The sequence below is a fragment of the Streptomyces sp. 8N706 genome, assembly GCF_052245415.1.
Classification (GTDB): Bacteria; Actinomycetota; Actinomycetes; order Streptomycetales; family Streptomycetaceae; genus Streptomyces.
Genome location: NZ_JBQQBW010000020.1, coordinates 21,602 through 36,665, shown reverse-complemented (window position 1 = coordinate 36,665; position 15,064 = coordinate 21,602). Strand labels below are relative to the sequence as shown.

The following is a 15,064-nucleotide window of genomic DNA, read 5'->3' as shown; positions in this document are numbered from 1 at the left end:
GCACCCGCCCGGCTCGGGGCGGGACGAACCGCGGGTCCTGTGCGCTCTCGGGTACGGCGACGTCCAGCAGCCGGGCGCCGGCCGTCCCGATCTCCGCGCGCTGTGCCCGTGCCAGCGGTTCGAACGGCTCCACCACCAGGGCAGCCGCGTCACGGCGGCCCCGGTCGACGCGCCGGGTTCCGGCGACGTGTCCATCGACGCGTACGGTCATGGCTGCCGGGCCGGGGAAGGTTGCGGACCGGTTCTGTCCTCGATCTCGGTCCTCGGGGCTACTCGCCGATGCGGATGACGGCGAGTGTGATGTTGTCGGGCCCGCCGGAGTCCATGGCCGCCCTCCACAGCTCGAAGGCGGCCCTGCCGTCCGTATGCAGGCGGAGAACCCCTTCGAGCTCCGGGTCGGGCACGGGATCGGTCAGGCCGTCGGTGCACACGAGGTGGTGGGTGCCGACGGACAGTTCCGAGCTGGACACATGCGGATCGATGGGGCTGAAGTCCGGGGTGCCGCCCAGGGTCTGCGTGACGACGGGCGTGGTCCGCTCGCCGGGGGCCAGGGGCGGATTGTCGTCATGGCTGACCTCCCGCAGTTCCTCCTCCCCTGCCTCGTAGACCCGGCTGTCGCCGACGTTGAAGACGATCGCCTTGTCCTGGGTCAGTACGACGCCCGCGACCGTCGTCCCCATCATGATCAGGTCGGGGTCGTCGTCGGCGGCCGCGTACACCGCCCGGTTGCAGTCCTCCAGCGCGTCCCGGACGGCCTCCTCGCTGTCGAGAACCGGGCCGACGCGCGACAGTCTGCGGACCACCATCGCGCTGGCCACCTCGCCCGCCGGGTGGCCGCCGAGCCCGTCGGCGACCGCGACGACCAGCGGGGTACCGAGCGGGAACAGCAGGGTCTGCGGGCTCTCGGTGACGGTGCTGCACAGGGTCCAGGGCCCGACGACAAGGCTGTCCTCGTTGCGGTCGCGCAGCAGCCCTGTGTGGCTCAGCGCGCTCACGACGATGTAGGCCACGTCATCGCCTCCCGGGCGGCGGGCACGATCTCCCGTTCCGCTCTCTCGTTCCATTGTGCTGCCGGGCCCGGCTGCCCGCGCGGACGGCCGCCCGGCCACTGGCGCCATTCGCCCGCGGCTTTCGCGGCGTATATCCTGCACGGTGGTCCAGTGACATGCGTGCGAGGACAGGAGGTGGGGCTGTGATGAGCAGCGAGCCACCCAGTCGTACGCCGCGAGGCACCGGCCCGTCCCTGCGCTAGGCCCTGCCGGGCGATGCGCGGCCCGGGAGCGGTGCGTGCGGTGTGCCCCCGATCTCGGCCGACCGCTTCCCACCGAAGGGACACCCATGTCAGAGCGCCGTCCCCGCCCCCTGCTCCCCGTGCGGAAGCACTCCTGGCTCCGCCCTTCCGCCTCCCGGCCGGGAAACGCCTCCGCGCCCGCTTCCGCACCGGCTCAGGCCGCGGCAGGCTCCGCCGCCGAGGCTGCTCCCAACGGGGGCAGCGTGGTCCATGCCGCGCTCTACCGCGACGGCGTCCGGGTGAGCACCCCCTCCTCGCTGGCCGAGACGTATCGCGAGCTGCGTGACCAGCAGGACGGCATGGCGTGGATCGGGCTCTACCGGCCGACCGAGGCCGAGCTGCTCTCCCTCGCCGAGGAGTTCGATCTCCACCCGCTGGCGGTGGAGGACGCCCTCGAGGCGCATCAGCGTCCGAAGCTGGAGCGGTACGGCGACACCCTCTTCGTCGTCCTGCGCGCGGCCCGCTATCTGGACGATCCCGAGGACATCGACTTCGGCGAGCTGCATGTCTTCGTCGGCGCGGACTTCGTCATCACCGTCCGGCACGGTGCGGCACCGGACCTCTCGGCCGTCCGCCGCCGCATGGAGGAGACACCCGAACTGCTGAGCCTCGGTCCGGAAGCCGTGCTGTACGCGATCCTCGACGCGGTGGTCGACGGCTACCTACCGGTCGTCGCGGGGGTGCAGAACGACTTGGACGAGATCGAGACCGAAGTCTTCCTCGGGGCGCCCGAGGTGTCCCGCCGGATCTACGAACTCGCCCGCGAGATGGTCGAGTTCCAGCGGGCGACACGGCCGCTCGTCGGGATGCTCAACGGCCTCATGGCGGGCTTCGCCAAGTACCGCACCGACGAGGAGCTGCAACGCTATCTGCGCGACGTCGCCGACCACGTCACCCACACCAGCGAGCGCGTGGACAGCTTCCGCCAGGCCCTGGCGGACATCCTGACGGTCAACGCCACCCTGGTCGGACAGCAGCAGAACGCCGAGATGCGAGCCCTCGCGGAAGCGGGCTTCGAACAGAACGAAGAGATCAAGAAGATCTCGGCCTGGGCGGCCATCCTCTTCGCCCCGACCCTGGTCGGCACGATCTACGGCATGAACTTCGACCACATGCCGGAACTGCACTGGGTGTTCGGCTACCCCTTCGCGCTCATGCTGATGGCCGTGGTCTGTGTGAGCCTGTACGTCATCTTCAAACACCGCGACTGGCTCTGAGCAGCCGGTGCGCGGAGGACTCAAAGCCTCGCTCCTTGGGCGGGGCTCGCCACCGGCCTCCAGGGGAGTCGGCGCACCACCGCCGGGCGCGTTGTGCGGCCGACCGGCCTCCCGGGTCGGCGATGCTGGAGGGATCATGCGGATCACTCTGGTCATCGCGGTGCTCGCGGCCGTGCAGGTACTGGTCAACCGGCTCCCGGCCGGCGCTTACGTGCCCCTCTGTGCCGCCACCGCCGCCGTCCTCCTGCTGATCGCCCGGCGGTCCGGACTCACCTGGGCCGACCTGGGACTCGGTGCGGCCGCGGCCCGCCGCGGTCTGCGGTGGGGACTGGTCCTGGCCGCAGCCGTCCTGGCGGTCTACCTGGTGGGGCTGGCCGTGCCGGTCACCCGGGAGGCCTTCCTGGACGAGCGTGCCGCCAACCTGTCCCCGGGAGAGCTGGTGTTCCGCGTGCTGGTCCGCGTGCCGCTGGGCACCGTGCTGCTCGAGGAGATCGCGTTCCGCGGTGTGCTGTGGGCCCTGGTCGAGCGACGGCGGGGCCACGTCTGGGCCACCGCCGTCTCCTCCGTACTGTTCGGGCTCTGGCACGTGGTGCCGGCTCGCGGGCTCACCAGCTCGAACGCGGCCGCCGAGGCCGCCTTCGGCACCGGTTCCACCGGTGTCGCCCTGTCCGTCACGGCGGCGGTCGCAGGTACCGCCCTCGTCGGCGTGCTCTTCTGCGAACTCCGCCGCCGCTCCGGCAGCCTGATCCCACCCGTGGCACTGCACTGCGCCCTCAACAGCGCGGGCTACGCGCTCGCCTGGTCAGCAGGCCGCTGGTGGGGCGAGCAGCTCCCGTGATGCCCGGCCCCACACCGGTCCCTGGGCCGGTGCCCCGTGCTGAGGGCCCGGGGACCGCCCTCAGCGGCGCGCGGGTCGCGGCCGGCGACCGGTGATGCGGTGCGGCGGGGCCCGGTGATGCGGTGCGGCCGGGGACCGTCCGCGACCCAATCCGCCCACACAATTACCCTATTGGCGGGGAACGGCACGTCATTTCTGGTCTGATGACGGCAGCGGCCCGGCGCCACCACGGGCCGCGGCCTCTTCCGGCAGGCCGGCAGCGCGCCGCGGACACCGCTCCGGTGGGTCCACCGCAGTATCACGCTCAGCACCGTCGAACAGCACCCCCCACGGGTGGACCGAACGCACGATCCGTCACCGTCAGGACCCGCCGACCAGTTGGGACGTCGATGTCGCCGATTGCACCTGAACCCTCCACGTCCGACCCCGGACCCGCGCCGCCCGGGGCTGACGAGCGCCGGCTGCTCGCGGTGAGCGACCTGCACGTCGGGGTGGCCGAGAACTGGCCCATCACGGAGTCGCTGCGGCCCGGAACCGACGGCGACTGGCTGATCGTGGCCGGGGACGTGGCCGAACAGACCGAGGACATCGAGCGCGCGCTGCGCCTTCTGGCCGATCGGTTCGCCAAGGTGATCTGGGCGCCCGGCAACCACGAGTTGTGGACCCCGCGCGAGGATCCCGTCCAGCTGCGCGGCGAGGAGCGCTACCGGCATCTGGTGGAGCTGTGCCGGAGCCTGGGCGTGGTGACACCGGAGGACCCGTACCCCGTATGGGACGGCCCGGGCGGCCCGGTCGCCGTCGCTCCGCTCTTCGTGCTCTACGACTACACCTTCCGGGCGCCCGGCACCTCGACGGAGGAGGAGTCACTGGCGCGTGCGTACGAGGCGGGCGTGGTGTGCACGGATGAGTTCCTGCTGCACCCCGACCCCCACCCCGGCCGGGCCGCCTGGTGCCGGGCCCGGGTGGCGGAGACCGAACGCCGGCTGGCCGCGCACGACCCGGCGGTGCCGCTCGTGCTCGTCAACCACTTCCCCCTGGTGCGGGAGCCCACGCAGATCCTGTGGTATCCGGAGTTCGCCCAGTGGTGCGGCACCGAGCTGACGGCCGACTGGCACACCCGGTTCAACACCGCGGCGGTCGTCTACGGGCATCTGCACATCCCGCGCACCACCTGGTACGACGGGGTCCGCTTCGAGGAGGTCTCGATCGGCTATCCGCGCGAGTGGCGCAAACGCGGCCATCCTCGGGGCCTGTTGCGGCTGATCGCGCCGTTCACGGAAGAGCCCCCCGTCGAGGAGGGCGTCCCGGCCCGCAGGACGGACCGCGCGTGATCGGCGAGTTGGTCCCGGAGGCCGTCGTCTGCGCCGAGGCGTTCGACGACGAGGCGGAGGCGGAGCTGTATCCGCAGGAGGCGGCCCTGGTGGCGTCCGCGGTGCAGACGCGCAGGGCGGAGTTCGCGACCGTACGGGCGTGTGCGCGGCGCGCGCTCGCCGGGCTCGGGCTCCCGGCCGCGCCCGTGCTGCCGGGGGTGCGCAATGTGCCCCAGTGGCCCGCGGGCGTGGTGGGGAGCATGACCCACTGCAAGGGGTATCGTGCGGCGGCGCTGGCCCGGGCGGACGACGTCCTGGCGATAGGTATCGACGCGGAGCCCAACGGGCCGCTGCCCGAGGGGGTCCTGGAGGCGATCGCGCTGCCGCCCGAGTCCCTGTGGGTGCAGGACCCGGCGGCGGACGGCCCGGTGCACCGGGGCCGGCTGCTGTTCAGCGCCAAGGAGTCCGTCTACAAGGCGTGGTTCCCGATGACCTGGCAGGAGATCGACTTCCATGACGCGGAGATCGCTTTCGACGACGACACCGAGTCATCGGGCACGTTCTCGGCGCGGCTCCTGCGTCCGGGAGCCCGCCCCGACGGCACGCCGCTGACGGGCTTCACCGGCCGCTGGCTGGCCCGGGACGGGCTGCTCGTCACCGCCATCGCCCTGCGGGCGTCGGACGGGGGCCGTAGCGCCCGCGGTTGACGACGCGGGCGGTCACCGGGCCCATGCCGGCTCCCGCGTCGGATCGTCACCTGGCTATGCCACCGAGCCGATACGGCCCACCGGCGGCGGCGCGTCACGGTGGATCGGGGTGTCCGCCCCCGTGAGGGGTGCGCCCGTGCCGCCGTGGAGGTCGGCGACGATCTCCGCGGCGATCGACAGCGCCGTCTCCTCGGGTGTACGGGCGCCGAGGTCGAGGCCGATCGGCGAGCGGAGCCGGGCCAGTTCGGCGTCGGTGACACCGGCATGGCGGAGCCGGTCGAGGCGGTCGAGGTGCGTGCGGCGGGAGCCCATGGCGCCGATGTAGGCGACGGGGAGCTTCAGGGCCCGTGCGAGGAGGGGTACGTCGAACTTCGCGTCGTGGGTGAGCACGCACAGGACCGTCCGGCCGTCCAGCTCCTGCGCGTCGAGGTAGCGGTGCGGCCAGTCCGCGACGACCTCGTCGGCCTCGGGGAAGCGCCGCGCGGTGGCGAAGACGGGGCGCGCGTCGCACACGCTGACGTGGTAGCCGAGGAGTTTGCCCATCCGGACCAGGGCGGCGGCGAAGTCGACCGCGCCGAAGACGATCATTCGCGGCGGCGGGACGCTGGACTCGACGAGCAGGAGCACCGGCTGTCCGCAGCGGCTGCCGTCGGCGCCGAGTGCGACCGTCCCGGTGCGGCCCGCGCCGAGGAGCGCACCGGCCTCGGCGGCGGCCGTACGGTCCAGCTCCGGGGGGCCGCCCAGGGTGCCGGAGTACGAGCCGCCCGGCCGTACGTGCAGCCATCGGCCCGTCAGCTCCGCGGGGCCCTCGACGAGGCGCACGACCGCCGTCGCCTCGCCTGCCGCCGCGGCGGCCAGCGCGGCGGCGAGGGTCTCCCGGTCGGTGCCGGCCGCCGGGGAGCCCGTCGCCCGGACGGGGGTGATGAGGATGTCGATGACGCCCCCGCAGGTCAGGCCCACGGCGAAGGCGTCCTCGTCGCTGTGGCCGAAGCGCTCGAGCACGGACTCGCCCGTCTCCAGGGCCCGTTGGCACAGGTCGTAGACCGCGCCCTCCACGCAGCCACCGGAGACGGAGCCGATCGCCGTGGAGTCGGCGCCGACCGCGAGGGAGGCGCCGGGCTGCCGTGGCGCGCTGCCGTGCGTGGCCACGACGGTGGCGACGGCGAAGTCGCACCCCCGCTCGCACCACCGGCTGAGCTCTTCGGCGAGGTCCAGCATGGCGATCACCTCTCCTTCAGGGTGCCGGTCAGCTACCGGTGAGGTGCTCGGGGCGTACCGGTACGCGGGTCAGGGCCAGACCGGTGGCCTGGCGGATGGCGGCCACCACGGCCGGGGTGGAGGACAGGGTCGGCGCCTCGCCGGCGCCCCGGAGACCGTACGGCGCGTGGTCGTCGGCCAGTTCGAGGACGTCGACCGGGATGGTCGGGGTGTCGAGGATGGTCGGGATCAGATAGTCGGTGAAGGACGGGTTGCGTACGCGCCCGTCGTCGGACACGACGATCTCCTCCATGACGGCGAGGCCGAGGCCCTGGGTCGTACCGCCCTGGATCTGGCCGACCACCGACAGGGGGTTGAGCGCCTTGCCGACATCCTGGGCGCAGGCCAGCTCGACGACCTTGACCAGTCCCAGTTCGGTGTCGACCTCGACGACGGCGCGGTGGGCGGCGAAGGAGTACTGGACGTGGCCGTTGCCCTGGCCGGTGTGCGGGTCGAACGGCTCGGTCGGGCGGTGGCGCCATTCCCGTTCGATGTCGATGATCTCGCCCTCCAGGACATCGGCGAGGGCGGCGAGGGCCTCTCCTCCGTCGGTGACGACCTTGCCGCCCTCCAGCAGGAGTTCGGCGGTGGCCCAGGCGGGGTGGTACGAGCCGAACTTCCGCCGGCCGAGCTCCAGCACGCGTTCGCGGACGGCCTCGCAGGCGTGCTTGACCGCGCCGCCCGTGACGTAGGTCTGGCGGGAGGCGGAGGTGGAGCCGGCGGACCCGACCCGGGTGTCGGCCGGGTGGATGGTCACCTGGGTGACGCCGAGCTCGGTCCGGGCGATCTGGGCGTGCACGGTGACGCCGCCCTGGCCGACCTCGGCCATCGCGGTGTGCACCAGGGCGACCGGCTCGCCTGCCACGACCTCCAGGCGCACCCGCGCCGTGGAGTAGTCGTCGAAGCCCTCGGAGAAGCCGACGTTCTTGATGCCGACGGCGTAGCCGACGCCCCGGACGACGCCCTCGCCGTGGGTGGTGTTGGACAGGCCGCCGGGCAGCGCCCGGACGTCCGTGGCGGAACCGCCCGGGCCCGCGGACTCCCACTGCCTCTCCGGGGGCATCGGCATCGCCTGGACGCGGCGCAGGAGTTCGGCGACGGGTGCCGGGGAGTCGACCGGCTGGCCGGTCGGCATGATCGTGCCCTGTGACATCGCATTGAGCCGGCGGAACCGGACCGGGTCCATGTCCAGCTCCGCCGCGAGCCGGTCCATCTGGGCCTCGTAGGCGAAGCAGGCCTGGACCGCGCCGAAGCCGCGCATCGCCCCGCAGGGCGGGTTGTTGGTGTAGAGGGCGAGGGCCTCGATGTCGACGTTGTCGATCACATACGGGCCGGCGGACAGGGAGGAGGCGTTCCCGACGACGGCCGGGGACGAGGAGGCGTACGCACCGCCGTCCAGCACGATCCGGCAGGTCATATGGGTGAGCTTGCCGTCACGGGTGGCGCCGTGCTCGTAGCGGAGCTTGGCGGGGTGGCGGTGGACGTGCCCGAAGAACGACTCGAAGCGGTTGTAGACGATCTTGACCGGTCTGCCGGTGCGCAGCGCCAGCAGGCAGGAGTGGATCTGCATCGACAGATCCTCACGGCCGCCGAAGGCGCCGCCGACGCCGGAGAGCGTCATCCGCACCTTGTCCTCGGGCAGGCCGAGGACGGGGGCGATCTGCCGCAGATCGGCGTGGAGCCACTGGGTGGCGATGTAGAGGTCGACACCGCCGTCCTCGGCGGGCACGGCGAGGCCGGACTCCGGTCCGAGGAAGGCCTGGTCCTGCATGCCGACCTCGTACTCGCCGGTGACGATCACATCCGCCCGGGCCCGGGCCGCCGCCACGTCGCCGCGGACGATCGGCTGCCGGTGGAGCACGTTGGGGTGCGGGACGTGGCGGGCGTGGTTGTCGTCGCGGCCGGGGTGCAGCACGGGCGCGTCCTCGGCCGTAGCGCTCGCCTCGTCGGTGACGACCGGCAGGAGGACGTAGTCGACCTTGATCTTGGCGGCGGCGCGGCGCGCGGTCTCCGGGTGGTCGGCGGCGACGACGGCCACCGGCTCGCCGTGGTGGCGGACCCGGCCGTGGGCCAGTACGGGGGTATCCCGGATCTCCAGGCCGTAGTGCCGGACGGCGGTGGGGAGGTCGTCGTAGGTGAGCACGGCGTGAACGCCGGCCTGCGCCAGGGCCTCGGAGACATCGACCGAGCGGATCTCGGCGTGGGCGTGCGGGCTGCGGAGGGTGACGCCCCACAGCATGTCCTCGTGCCACAGGTCCGATGCGTACGCGAACTCGCCGTTCACCTTGAGCGTCCCGTCGGGGCGCAGCGTGGACTCGGTGATGCCGCCCTTGGTGGTGCTGCCCTGGGTGAGCGTGGTGGGAGTACGCGAGGGTACGGATGTCCTGGTCGTCCGGGAGCCCATCTCAGGCCCCCTCCCCGGACGGCACGGCCGCGCCGCGGGCGGCCGCGAGGCGTACCGCGTCGAGGATCTTCTCGTAGCCCGTGCAGCGGCAGAGATTGCCCGACAGCGCCTCGCGGATGTCCGCGTCGGAGGGCTCGGCGTTGCGCTCCAGCAGCTCGTCGGCGGCGACCAGCAGGCCCGGGGTGCAGAAGCCGCACTGGACCGCTCCCGCGTCGATGAACGCCTGCTGGACGGGGGCGAGTCCGGCCGGTGCCTCAGGGGCGGCAGCGCGCTGCCGGGCGTGGTCGGCGAGGCCCTCGACGGTGACGACCTCGCGGCCCTCGGCCTGGCCGGCGGCGACGAGGCAGGCGCAGACGGGGACGCCGTCGAGGCGGACCGTGCAGGAGCCGCACTCACCCTGCTCGCACGCGTTCTTGGAGCCGGGAAGGCCCAGCCGCTCCCGCAGGACGTACAGCAGCGACTCGCCCTCCCAGACGTCGTCGGCCTTCTGGGGACGGCCGTTGACCGTGAGGTTCACGCGCACGGTGTGCCTCCTTCGTCGCCGCGGGAGACGCCGCGATAGGCGTCCCAGGTCCAGCCGAGCGTGCGGCGGGCCATGACGCCGACCGCGTGACGCCGGTACGCGGCGCTGCCGCGCACATCGTCGATGGGGTTGCAGGCGCCGGAGCACAGCTCGGCGAACTCCCGGGCGATGGCGGGGGTGATGGCCCCGCCGCTCTCCCAGAGGCCGTCCTCGGCGAGCGCCGCGTTGAGGAAGTCCTCGGCCGCGCGGGCGCGTACCGGGGTGGGTGCGGCGGAGCCGATACCGGTCTTCACGGTGCGGGTCGCCGGGTGCAGGGCGAGGCCGAAGGCGCAGACCGCGATGACCATCGCGTTGCGCGTGCCGACCTTGGAGAACTGCTGCGGGCCGTCGGCCTTCTTGATGTGGACGGCCCTGATGAGCTCGTCCGGTGCGAGGGCGTTGCGCTTGACGCCGGTGTAGAACTCCTCCACCGGGATGAGGCGGGTGCCGCGGACCGACACGGCCTCGACCTCGGCTCCGGCGGCGAGCAGCGCCGGGTGTGCGTCACCGGCCGGGGACGCAGCGCCCAGGTTGCCGCCGACGCTGCCGCGGTTGCGGATCTGCGGCGAGCCGACGGTGTGGGAGGCGAGGGCCAGGCCCGGGAGCTCGGCCCGCAGATGCTCCATGATCATGGTGTACGGGACGGAGGCGCCGAGCCGGACGGTCTCCTCGCCGACCTCCCACTCCCGCAGCTCCGGGATGCGGGCGAGGTCGAGCAGTTGCTCGGGCCGGCGCTGGTCGAAGTTGATCTCGACCATCACGTCGGTGCCGCCCGCGATGGGCACGGCGGCAGGGTGCTCGGCCTTGGCGGCGAGCGCCTCCTCCCAGCCGGCGGGGCGAAGGAAGTCCATGAGCGGCTCTCTTCCCGGAATCGGTCGACGGCCCGGCGGAGAGGTCCGCGGGCTCGCCGGCTTCCCCCATGTCCTGTTCACGCGCCTCGGACCCAGTACACCGAGGTACGCCCCGATGGGTGCAGTCACCGAAAACATGAAGCAGTTGGCTGGCCAGGGGACGCGTCTTGTAGATTCGAACGAAAGACGGGCTCAGAAACGGAACGGCGGCGACGATGCGGCTGCGCGCACTGCTGGAGACCGGCACCCTCGGCCTGCGGCTGCTCGGCGGTGAGAGGGAACTGGACCGCACGGTGCGCGGTGTGATGACCACCGATCTGCGGGACCCGAGCCGCTATCTGTCCGGCGGTGAACTGGTGCTCACCGGCCTCGCCTGGCGCCGTGGGCCGGAGGACTCCGAGCGCTTCGTACGCATCCTCGTCCAGGCCGGAGTCGCGGGGCTCGCGGCGGGCGAGGCCGAGCTGGGGTCCGTCCCCGAGGACCTGGTGGCGGCCTGTGCCCGCCACCGGCTGCCGCTGTTCGCGGTGGACGAGGAGGTGGCCTTCGCCGTCATCACCGAGCATGTGGTGCGGCAGGTCTCCGGTGAGCGCGCCGGCGACCTGGCGGCGGTGGTGGACCGGCACCGTCGGCTGATGACCTCCGGGCCCTCGGGCGGCGGCCCCGAGGTGGTGCTCGATCTGCTCGGCAGCGATCTCGATCTACGCGCGTGGGTGCTCTCCCCCACCGGGCGGCGGATCGCCGGCTCCGGCCGGGACGGCGCCGGCCCGGGGCTGCCGGCCTCGGTGTGCGCCTCACTGGCGGGCGAGCATCTGGCGGCCACGCGCGGCGGCCGGCGCGGTCCCCACCGGCTGCTCGCCCAGGGCGCGACGTACTCGCTCTTCCCCATCCGCAGCGGAGGGGACCGCCCTGCCGCCGGAGCGGGTCGCGGCGCGGCGCGCCCCCGGGACGTACGCGAGACCGTGCTCTCGGACTGGCTGCTGGCCGTGGAGGCGGACGCCGGGGACTGGCCGGCCGAGCGGCTCGACCTGCTGCACGGTGTCACCCAGCTGATCGCGGTCGAGCGGGACCGCCGGGACGCGGCCCGTACGGTACGGCGCAGGCTGGCCCAGGAGGTGCTGGAGCTGGTGCAGGCGGGCGCCCCGCCGGCCGAGGTCGCGGCCCGGCTGCGGGTCGCCGCGCCCGTACTGCTGCCGGGGCTGGGCAGCGCACCGCACTGGCAGGTGGTGGTGGGCCGGGTCGAGTGGGACGGCGCCGGCATCGAGGGCGGGCCGGTCGCCCAGGCGCTGCTGGAGGAGATACTCGTCGATCCGCGGGCGGACAGCACCGAGCCGTCGGACCGGATCGCGGTGGCGCACACCGGTGACGAGGCGATCGCGCTGGTGCCGCTGCCGCCCGTCGCCGAGAGCGAGGGCGAGGGCGGGAGCGAGGGGACGGTGGCCGGGATCCACGCCGACGAGCTGCTGGCGGCGGTCGACGAGCCGCTCTCCCGCGGCCTGGACGGCGACGGGCGGCTGACGATGGGCTTCAGCGCGGCCGTGCACTCCGCCGAGGGCCTGCGCGGCGCGCTGGAGGAGGCCCGGCACGCCCGCCGGGTTGCGGCGGCGCGGGCGGGACGGGTGTGCGCGGCGGGCCATCACGAGCTGGCCTCGCACGTCCTGCTGCTGCCCTTCGTGCCCGACGACGTACGCCGGGCCTTCACCGCGCGGCTGCTGGATCCGTTGCACGACTACGACCGCCGGCACCGCGCCGAGCTGATCCCGACGCTGGAGGCGTTCCTGGACTGCGACGGCTCGTGGACCCGCTGCGCCGCACGGCTGCATCTGCATGTCAACACGCTGCGGTACCGGGTGGGGAGGATCGAACAGCTGACGGGCCGTGACCTGGCCCGGCTGGAGGACAAGCTGGACTTCTTCCTGGCCCTGCGGATGAGCTGAACCCACCCTGCGGACGGGCTGAACCCCACGCTGCGGGATTCAGCTGAAACCCCGCTTCCTCCCGGGCCGTTTGTGAATCCGTTCACCCGCCCCTCTTGGCTCGGCACCGGAATCCGTGCTGAGATGCGGCAACGGCTTCCGGCTCGACGGCGCGCAAGGGGAGGGAATGTGGCGGATACCGCCATGTCACATTCGGAACGGCCGGAGTCGGCCGGGGCGGAGGACCTCCACGACCCCCGCCGGGTGGCGGTGTGGCGGCTCCGGTCGCGCGGCTGCTGGGACGACGCCGCGGCGCTGCTCGCCCCGTACGCCGCCGACGACCCGTCCGCGGCGCTCCAGCGCGCCGTCCTCCTGGTCGAACGGTGCATGTTCACCGCGTCCGGCTGGGCCGCGGCCGAGGAGGCGCTACGGGCCGCGGAAGCGGTCGTGAGCAGCGACGACGAGCGGGGCGCGGCGGCCTGCGAGCGAGGGCATCTGGCGTACGCGGCGACGGTGCTCGGGGTGCGCGACCGGGCCGACGAGGCACGTGCGGCACTCGGGCGCGCCGCGGCACTGCTGGCTCCGAACGCCCCGGGGCGCCCGCTGCTGGACTTCCGGCGCGGACTGATCGCCGAGCACATCGCCGACAGCCCGCAGTCCGCCCGCGCGGCCTACCGCCGCGCCCACGCGGGCGCCACCGCGGGCGGTGACCTGCTGCTGTGCTCCTTCACCTGGCGGCATCTGGCCGGGCTGGCGCTGCGCGACGGTGATCTGGCCGAGGCCCGGCACGGCTTCTCCGAGTCGCTCCGTATCCGGGAGGAGCTCGGCTATCTGATCGGCACGGCCCCGGCGCTGGCGGCCCTGGCGGACGCCGAACCGGAACCGGAGGCCACCCGCCTGCGCGCGGAGGCGGCCCGCCTGGTCCGCCTGCTGGGCGGCGTCCCGACCTGGCTGGCCGCCCAACTGGCCGCCGAACCGGCGGCGTAACGCCCGGGGCCCGCCAACCGGCTGCGACTGCGGCTGCGGATGCCGTGCCGCTGCCGGGAAGACCGGCCTCCGTCGGGGCAGCTGGGCGGACATCGATCTGAGCCGCGGGCCACATCGCCGCAGCGACCTGCTGGCACGCCGCACAGCATCCCCGACCGGCAACCCCGGTCACGGGCCTGCCCTCCTTGACTCCCGGGACATGGCAGCCGGGCTGTTCCCCCTGCCTCCTCGGCCACCGCGACGGGCCTGAATCCGCCGCGCCGACTGCGCGCGGCGGTTCAGCAACCGGCCAATTGGCTCAATATCGAGTGGGAGGTCTCGTCGTCAAGTGAACCATTCACTCGCGAAGGTGATGATTCACCATATTCACCTGGATGGCGGTCACTGAATTGCGTAAGCCACCTCATCCTGGGTGAGGATCGGCCCCCGAACTGGCAGGGGCTACCGGACACTTGATTCGGAGACACACCATGCGCCATCTCAAACTTCTCGGCCTGGGCACGGCCACCGCTCTCGCCGCCGTTCTCGCAGGTGCCTCCTCGGCACCGGCCGCGACACCGTCCACGAAAGCCAGCACATTCATCTTCCAGCTGGTCGCGAAACAGACTCAGTTTTCCTACGTCGACGTGGGCGACCCCGGCCCCAGCCAGGGGGACGAGTTCGTCACCAGCGCGGACCTCTACCGTGGGAGCACCAAGGTCGGCACCGAGGGCGGGGTCTGCACACTGACCCGGACCGCCCCGAATGACGAGTTCGACCAACAGTGTGTGGTCACCCTCACCTTGCCCCGGGGACAGCTCACCGCGCAGGGGCTGATCTCCGTCACCAATGCCGGCCCCGGCGACATCAATCTGGCGATCACCGGAGGCACGAAGGCCTACCGGACGGCTCGCGGCGATATCCACGCCGAACTCCTCAACCCGACGGACACGCAGCTCACTGTCCGCCTCATCCTCTGAGACGGTGGTCGCGCCACCGGCTGAATTCCCCGGCCGGGCCGGAGCCGTTCGAGACCGAGAGAGCTGGTGACGGCAGCTGGTAACGGCAGCGCGTTCAGCACCCGTACAGAAAAGGGCTCCTGCTGAATTCGGCAGGAGCCCTCCGCGTTTCAGCCGCGCCGTGGACGCGGGTCGGACAGGGTGATCGCATCCGCAGGACTCTCCGCCCGCATCTGAGGCGAGGTGCCGGGCGGAGCGCGGCGGGTCGACGTACACCTCCTCGTAGGCCGGGAGAAACACCTCGAGCTGCTCGCCCGCTCCGGCCCTGTCCCATCGCTGATACGTCACCTCGGCCATGGACCTGCCTTTCATCGGACGTACTCGGTCAGTGCGTCTACGGACTCCCGAGCGCTCGCAGCGTCGATGCCCTCGAGCAGCCCGCGCACCTCGACCAGGCGGCGCACGACTCGGCCGGACTCCACCTCGGTCAAGTGCTCAAGGCTGCCGACTGCCTCGCAGGCACCCTCGTCTGCCTCTCCCGCCTGCACCAGGCTGCGAGCGAGGGTGAGGCGGTACAGGGCACGGTTCCGGCCGTACGTGCGGTCCTGATGGGCGAGGGCGGCGCGTAGGAACGGCACAGCCGCCTTGTGGTGGCCTGCCTCGGTGTAGAGCAGGCCCTGGGCGTAGTCGAGTTCTGCATGTCCGTGGAAAACATCGTGCTTGCGATGGCTCCGGCAAGCAGTCCCCGCAGCGGGGCCCGAGCGGCAAGCCACTCCGGTGACAGCGCAA

The 15,064-nt window shown here is 72.7% G+C and carries 13 protein-coding genes; 7 read left to right on the top strand and 6 right to left on the bottom strand.

Going from position 1 to position 15,064, the window contains the following annotated elements:
• Positions 1 to 269: 269 nt before the first annotated feature.
• Positions 270 to 1,010 carry a PP2C family protein-serine/threonine phosphatase gene (locus ACTWQE_RS10645; RefSeq protein ID WP_443328615.1) on the bottom strand — a complete coding sequence of 247 codons (741 nt, stop codon included), beginning with the start codon at positions 1,008 to 1,010 and terminating at the stop codon, positions 270 to 272.
• Positions 1,011 to 1,338: 328 nt separating this feature from the next.
• Between ACTWQE_RS10645 and ACTWQE_RS10640 the strand changes: the two genes are divergently transcribed.
• The 4 genes from ACTWQE_RS10640 to ACTWQE_RS10625 all read left to right on the top strand — a co-directional run bounded on the left by ACTWQE_RS10640 (position 1,339) and on the right by ACTWQE_RS10625 (position 5,363).
• Positions 1,339 to 2,508 (top strand): magnesium and cobalt transport protein CorA, encoded by a 1,170-nt coding sequence (locus ACTWQE_RS10640; RefSeq protein ID WP_443328614.1) that lies wholly within the window; start codon positions 1,339 to 1,341, stop codon positions 2,506 to 2,508.
• A 136-nt stretch (positions 2,509 to 2,644) separates the two neighbouring features.
• On the top strand, positions 2,645 to 3,346 hold the full coding sequence (locus ACTWQE_RS10635; RefSeq protein WP_443328613.1) for a lysostaphin resistance A-like protein: 702 nt from the start codon (positions 2,645 to 2,647) through the stop codon (positions 3,344 to 3,346).
• Positions 3,347 to 3,735: 389 nt separating this feature from the next.
• On the top strand, positions 3,736 to 4,677 hold the full coding sequence (locus ACTWQE_RS10630) for a metallophosphoesterase family protein (RefSeq protein WP_443328612.1): 942 nt from the start codon (positions 3,736 to 3,738) through the stop codon (positions 4,675 to 4,677).
• On the top strand, positions 4,674 to 5,363 hold the full coding sequence (locus ACTWQE_RS10625; protein WP_443328611.1) for a 4'-phosphopantetheinyl transferase family protein: 690 nt from the start codon (positions 4,674 to 4,676) through the stop codon (positions 5,361 to 5,363). Before ACTWQE_RS10630 ends, ACTWQE_RS10625 begins: the two co-directional genes overlap by 4 nt.
• 54 nt (positions 5,364 to 5,417) lie before the next feature.
• Here the strand turns inward: ACTWQE_RS10625 and ACTWQE_RS10620 are convergent, their stop codons facing one another.
• Genes ACTWQE_RS10620 through ACTWQE_RS10605 form a run of 4 tightly spaced genes read right to left on the bottom strand, consistent with a single transcriptional unit; the run spans position 5,418 to position 10,437 of the window.
• Complete coding sequence (locus tag ACTWQE_RS10620; RefSeq protein ID WP_443328651.1) at positions 5,418 to 6,581, bottom strand: XdhC family protein; 1,164 nt, start codon at positions 6,579 to 6,581, stop codon at positions 5,418 to 5,420.
• Positions 6,582 to 6,609: 28 nt separating this feature from the next.
• Positions 6,610 to 9,024, bottom strand: coding sequence for a xanthine dehydrogenase subunit D (gene pucD, locus ACTWQE_RS10615; protein WP_443328610.1), 2,415 nt, complete (start codon positions 9,022 to 9,024; stop codon positions 6,610 to 6,612).
• A gap of 1 nt (position 9,025) precedes the next feature.
• A complete protein-coding gene (locus ACTWQE_RS10610) occupies positions 9,026 to 9,547 on the bottom strand; it encodes a (2Fe-2S)-binding protein (protein ID WP_443328609.1) in 522 nt (173 codons plus the stop codon).
• Entirely contained in the window at positions 9,538 to 10,437 is a 900-nt protein-coding gene (locus tag ACTWQE_RS10605) for an FAD binding domain-containing protein (RefSeq protein WP_443328608.1), read from the bottom strand. Before ACTWQE_RS10605 ends, ACTWQE_RS10610 begins: the two co-directional genes overlap by 10 nt.
• 215 nt (positions 10,438 to 10,652) lie before the next feature.
• Between ACTWQE_RS10605 and ACTWQE_RS10600 the strand changes: the two genes are divergently transcribed.
• From ACTWQE_RS10600 to ACTWQE_RS10590, 3 genes are all read left to right on the top strand, one after another.
• Positions 10,653 to 12,371: a PucR family transcriptional regulator gene (locus ACTWQE_RS10600; RefSeq protein WP_443328607.1), complete on the top strand. Its 1,719-nt coding sequence runs from the start codon at positions 10,653 to 10,655 to the stop codon at positions 12,369 to 12,371.
• A gap of 183 nt (positions 12,372 to 12,554) precedes the next feature.
• Positions 12,555 to 13,337, top strand: a complete 783-nt coding sequence (locus ACTWQE_RS10595; RefSeq protein ID WP_443328606.1) for a hypothetical protein — start codon at positions 12,555 to 12,557, stop codon at positions 13,335 to 13,337.
• Positions 13,338 to 13,807: 470 nt separating this feature from the next.
• Positions 13,808 to 14,296 carry an allene oxide cyclase barrel-like domain-containing protein gene (locus tag ACTWQE_RS10590; RefSeq protein WP_443328605.1) on the top strand — a complete coding sequence of 163 codons (489 nt, stop codon included), beginning with the start codon at positions 13,808 to 13,810 and terminating at the stop codon, positions 14,294 to 14,296.
• A 347-nt stretch (positions 14,297 to 14,643) separates the two neighbouring features.
• On the opposite strand, the gene ACTWQE_RS10585 is transcribed toward ACTWQE_RS10590, so the two are convergent.
• Entirely contained in the window at positions 14,644 to 15,048 is a 405-nt protein-coding gene (locus ACTWQE_RS10585; RefSeq protein WP_443328604.1) for a hypothetical protein, read from the bottom strand.
• Between the last annotated feature and the right edge of the window lie 16 nt (positions 15,049 to 15,064).